Annotated in this window: 3 protein-coding genes and 1 pseudogene; all 4 read right to left on the bottom strand. The window is 64.6% G+C overall.

What is annotated here, in order from left to right:
• Positions 1-503 (bottom strand): annotated as a pseudogene (locus tag IC66_RS0116775) (tol-pal system protein YbgF); the annotation flags it as partial.
• 204 nt (positions 504-707) lie between these two features.
• Entirely contained in the window at positions 708-1,196 is a 489-nt protein-coding gene (pal, locus tag IC66_RS0116770) for a peptidoglycan-associated lipoprotein Pal (protein ID WP_018317777.1), read from the bottom strand.
• A 305-nt stretch (positions 1,197-1,501) separates the two neighbouring features.
• The gene (locus tag IC66_RS0116765; RefSeq protein WP_028140318.1) at positions 1,502-2,242 is read right to left on the bottom strand and encodes an N-acyl amino acid synthase FeeM domain-containing protein; all 741 of its coding nucleotides are present in this window, start codon (positions 2,240-2,242) and stop codon (positions 1,502-1,504) included.
• A gap of 190 nt (positions 2,243-2,432) precedes the next feature.
• Positions 2,433-4,330 (bottom strand): putative bifunctional diguanylate cyclase/phosphodiesterase (locus tag IC66_RS0116760; protein WP_049806542.1); only part of this gene is annotated, 1,898 nt, incomplete at its 5' end.

The following is a 4,330-nucleotide window of genomic DNA, read 5'->3' as shown; positions in this document are numbered from 1 at the left end:
GGCTGCGGGCCGCCGCCGAGCGCGCGCGGCGCACCCGGCGCGTTCGGGTTCTGGTTCGGATCGAAGGCATCGCCGCGACGGCGCGTGCCGGGAGCGCCGGGCGCCGGCTGCTCCTGAACGATCGGCGCAGAAGCCGCGCTCTGCGGCTGCTCGTAATTCGGTTGCACGGCCTGCTGGTGCGGCTGCTGGCGATAGCCGGGCGCAACCTGACCTGGTCCGACCTGGGCGGGCGGCATCGCCGCGACATTGGGCGCCTGTCCGGGCGCGCCTTGGGCGCCGCCCTCGAGCGCCCGCAGCCGCTCTTCGAGCTGGCGGTTGCGGTATTGCAGCTCTTCGTTCTGGCCAGTGAGCTGGCGCAGCTGGTTCTCCAGCCGCTCGATCCGCATCTCGGGATCGGCATCATCCGACTGCGCAAAGACCCACTGCGCAGTTGCGGGCGAACACAAAGAGAGCAGCGCGACGGTTGCCACGGTGCCGGTAATTGCCTTGAATTTCGATGACATCTTGCCCTGACGACAAAAGCGACGTGGCCCACGGCGGACCATTCGCCGCGCCACATAATGAGGAAGGGAGTACGCCAAAACCGTGACTTGAACCAAGGGGTTTTAGGTCACGGTTTGCTGAAACGAAACCGGCGCCCGAGAGGGCGCCGGCATAATCGGTTTTGGAAGATGAACGGCGCCTGACTGAGTGTCAGTATCTCGGCGTCAGGAGCTCGCGTTCAGCACGGTGACGGCACGACGGTTCTGCGACCAGCAGGAGATGTCGTTACAGACGGCGACCGGCCGCTCCTTGCCGTAGGAGATCGTGCGCATGCGGTTCGGATCGATGCCGCGCGAGGCCAGGAACGAACGCACCGACTGGGCTCGTCGGGCGCCGAGCGCGATGTTGTATTCGCGGGTGCCGCGCTCGTCGGCGTGGCCTTCGACGGTGAAGCTGTAGCGCGGATAGGTCTGCAGCCACTGCGCCTGCTTCTCCAGGGTCACGATCGCCTGCGGGGTCAGATCGGTCTGGTCGCTTTCGAAGAATACGCGGTCACCCACGTTGACGACGAAATCCTGCTGACTGCCAGGTGTTGCCGCATTGGCCATCGCATCCGTCGCGGCATTCTTGTTGGCGCAGGCGCCCATCGACAGCGCGACGGCGAGCACCGCGACCAGCTTCAATCCCTGGAGGATACGCATAGGATGTTTCATTCCGGAGCCTCCACGCTCACGTTAGTCCACTGCTGTCCGGTCTACAGGGGGTTGGTTAAGCGAACGTTCCGTCAACCTTGACGGAACCTTGCCTCAGCCGATCAAATGCCCCCAACCAGCGAAAAGCACCCGTCATGGTTAATGGGTTGTAAATGTGGCGCGAGGGTGAAGGCAAGCCGCGGCGGCCGGCAAAAACCCGGCTTTCGCCGGAATTTTGGGCCCAGGGCGCGATGCGTGGCGACGCGTGACGGGTAAGGGGCAGAGCCCAGGCTCAAACCTGGAGCCGCATCCACGCCATCGCCGACTCAGGCGTGCGCGGCGTCCGCGTGCGCAGCGTCAGCCACGAGCACCGGCCGCTGCGGCACCTGGCGCTGGCCGCCGCGCCCGAACAGCATCCGCCGCTCGAAGGCAGTCGACCGCATGATTGGATAACGCTCGAACACCTTCTTGCGGAAGGTCGGGAAGTCCGCCGCCATCAGTCCGAACGGCTTGGTGAGGCCGGGAACCAGCCGCGGCTCGGCGATGGTCTCATGCAGGAACACCCGCCGGTAGAAGGCCTGATGCTCGGGGCGCACGATGGCGAGGCCGAGATCGGCATTGAAATGCTCACAGGCCATGTAAGCGAGACGCGTCGTCAGATAGGGCAATTCCGGGACCCGCTTGACCTGGTCGGGATCGGCGACGAAGCGGGTCGGGTCGATCATGACCTCGCCGCGATCGAGCCGCGGCAGCAGGATGTCCGGGAAGACATCGGCCGAGGTGGACTCGCGCCATTCCGATGTCAGCACGCTGATGCGCACCGAGCTGCAGAGTTCGCCATGGAGATAGACGCCGAAGGTCCACGCGTTCGGCAGCTCGTCGTAGCGGTCGGTCACCCGCGCATCGGCGGAGGGCTTCACCGCGCCTTCCCGCAGATAGGCGCGGTAGCGGAGATTGTAGATCTCCTCCTTCTCCGCGACGGTTTCGGCAAGATGATAATCGACGTCGGTCAGAAGCTCTGCTCCCCGTCCAACAGCCGAAATGACAGATCTGGCTGAGGACTGCATTCCAACTCCTTAAACACACTCACGTCGCGGCATTCGAAGGCAATTCCTGCAAGACAACTTACGCGCGCGCCATGATTTATTAACACCTTCTTAACAAGTATGCAAAGCAATCGAAGGGTTAGGGTTAACCTCCGTAGCACTACGGTACCCTGCAACAGTCTGAAATGATGGGACGTTCCGAGAAACGGAGTTAAGCGAAGGAGCGCGAGCTGGCGACGTGGAGCTGGCCTTCGCCGCGCCGCCCATGCGAGGCGTTGAGCAGCTGGCGCATCCGCACGGCGGGCACCGGACGGCTGAACAGATAGCCTTGCGCCTCGGAGACGGTGCCGTCGGCGCTGATCAGATCGAGCTGCTCGTTGGTTTCGATGCCCTCGACCACGACGGCCATGCCGAGATCGGCGGACAGCCGCGCCACGCCGCGCAACAGCGTCAGCGGGCGGTCGGTGTCGATGCCTTCGAGGAAGGAGCGGTCGATCTTCACCTTCTGCATCGGGAAATTGTGCAGATAGCTGAGGCTGGAATAGCCGGTGCCGAAATCGTCGAGCGAGATGCGCACGCCGAGCGCATGCAATTGCGACAGGATGTCGTGGGTCAGCTGGGTGTTGCGCAGCAGCGAGGACTCGGTGATCTCGATCTCCAGCCGATGCGCCGGCAGGCCCGACACCTCCAGCGCGTAGCGGATTTCGCTCAGCACGTCGCGCTGGTGGAATTGCTGCGGCGAGAAGTTGACGGCGACGCTGACGCCCTCCGGCCACTTCATGCATTCCATGCAGGCGCGGCGCAGGATCCAGCGGCCGAGATCGACGATCAGGCCCATGTCCTCGGCGACCGGGATGATGTCGATCGGCGAGACCGTGCCGCGCACCGGATGATTCCAGCGCAGCAGCGCCTCGCAAGTGGTGATCTTGCCGGACTTCAGATTGACCAGCGGCTGGTAGAACAGCTCGAATTCCTCGTTGGCGAGCGCCTTGCGCAGGTCGAGCTCGAGGATGCGGCGGGCCTCGACGGTCGCCGCCATCTCGTCGCGGAAGAAGCAGAACGTGCCGCGGCCGTCGGCCTTGGCACGGTACAGCGCCATGTCGGCGTTCTTGAGCAGCGTATCGGCACTGGCATCGCCCGGCGAGGTCAGCGCGATGCCGACGCTGGCGCCGATCTCGACCAAATGATTGTCGATGCGGTAGCGCTCGCTCAGCCGCTCGACGATGCGGCGGGCCAGCGCGGCGGCGTCCTCGGGCGAGGAGATGTTCTGCTGGAACACGACGAATTCGTCGCCACCGAAACGGGCGACGAAATCTTCGGGGCGCAGCATTTCGCGCAGACGGTTGGCGACGGCGCACAGCAGCTGGTCGCCGCAGGGATGACCGAGCGTGTCGTTGACCTGCTTGAACTGGTCGAGGTCGACGAAGAGCAGCGCGGAGAGCCGCTCGGCATGATGCGAATTCTTCAGCAGCCGCTCGATCTCGTCGTGAAAGCTGACCCGGTTGGGCAGCGCCGTGAGCTCGTCATAACGGGCGAGATGGCTGATGCGGGCTTCCGCATTGGTGCGTTCGGTGATGTCTTCCAGCAGCAGCACCGTGCCGCCGCCGGTCATCGGCTGGAACGTCCAGGCCAGGGTGCGGCCGCGCGAGGAATCCGGATCGGCGGTGACGATCTCGCAGATCCGCGCATGCTCGATCTCGGCCAGGATGTGGTTGCCGCTCTCCGCCGAGATCGACCCGGCGGAAACGCAGGCCGCCGCGATATCGGCGGCAGTGGCGCCGCGCTTGACGAGGTCCTCGGGCAAGGCCATCAGCTCGCCGAAGCGGTGGTTCATCACCGCAAGGCGGCCGTCGGCGCGGAACATGCACAGGCCGTGCGGCATGTTGTTGAGCGCGGTGTCGAACTGGCTCGCCAGCGCGGATTCGCGGAAGCTCGAGGTCAGCGCCTTGACGAAGATCGCATGCAGGCTGAGGTTGATGTTCTTGAGCCCGATGAAGAAGAACACCAGCAGGATGGCAAGACCGATGTGGTAGAAGCCGCCGTGCAGCAGCAAGGCGAGCGACATCGGACCGCAGGCCAGTGCGACGTGCCACTGGATCACCCGGGGCT

The organism is Bradyrhizobium genomosp. III (assembly GCF_000261705.1).
Classification (GTDB): Bacteria; Pseudomonadota; Alphaproteobacteria; order Rhizobiales; family Xanthobacteraceae; genus Bradyrhizobium; species Bradyrhizobium ottawaense.
This window is presented reverse-complemented; position numbering and strand designations above follow the sequence as displayed.

Coding starts and splice junctions, on each gene's coding strand:
- pal (WP_018317777.1), bottom strand. CDS start 1,196: ATGAAACATCCTATGCGTATCCTCCAGGGATTGAAGCTGGTCGCGGTG.
- IC66_RS0116765 (WP_028140318.1), bottom strand. CDS start 2,242: ATGCAGTCCTCAGCCAGATCTGTCATTTCGGCTGTTGGACGGGGAGCA.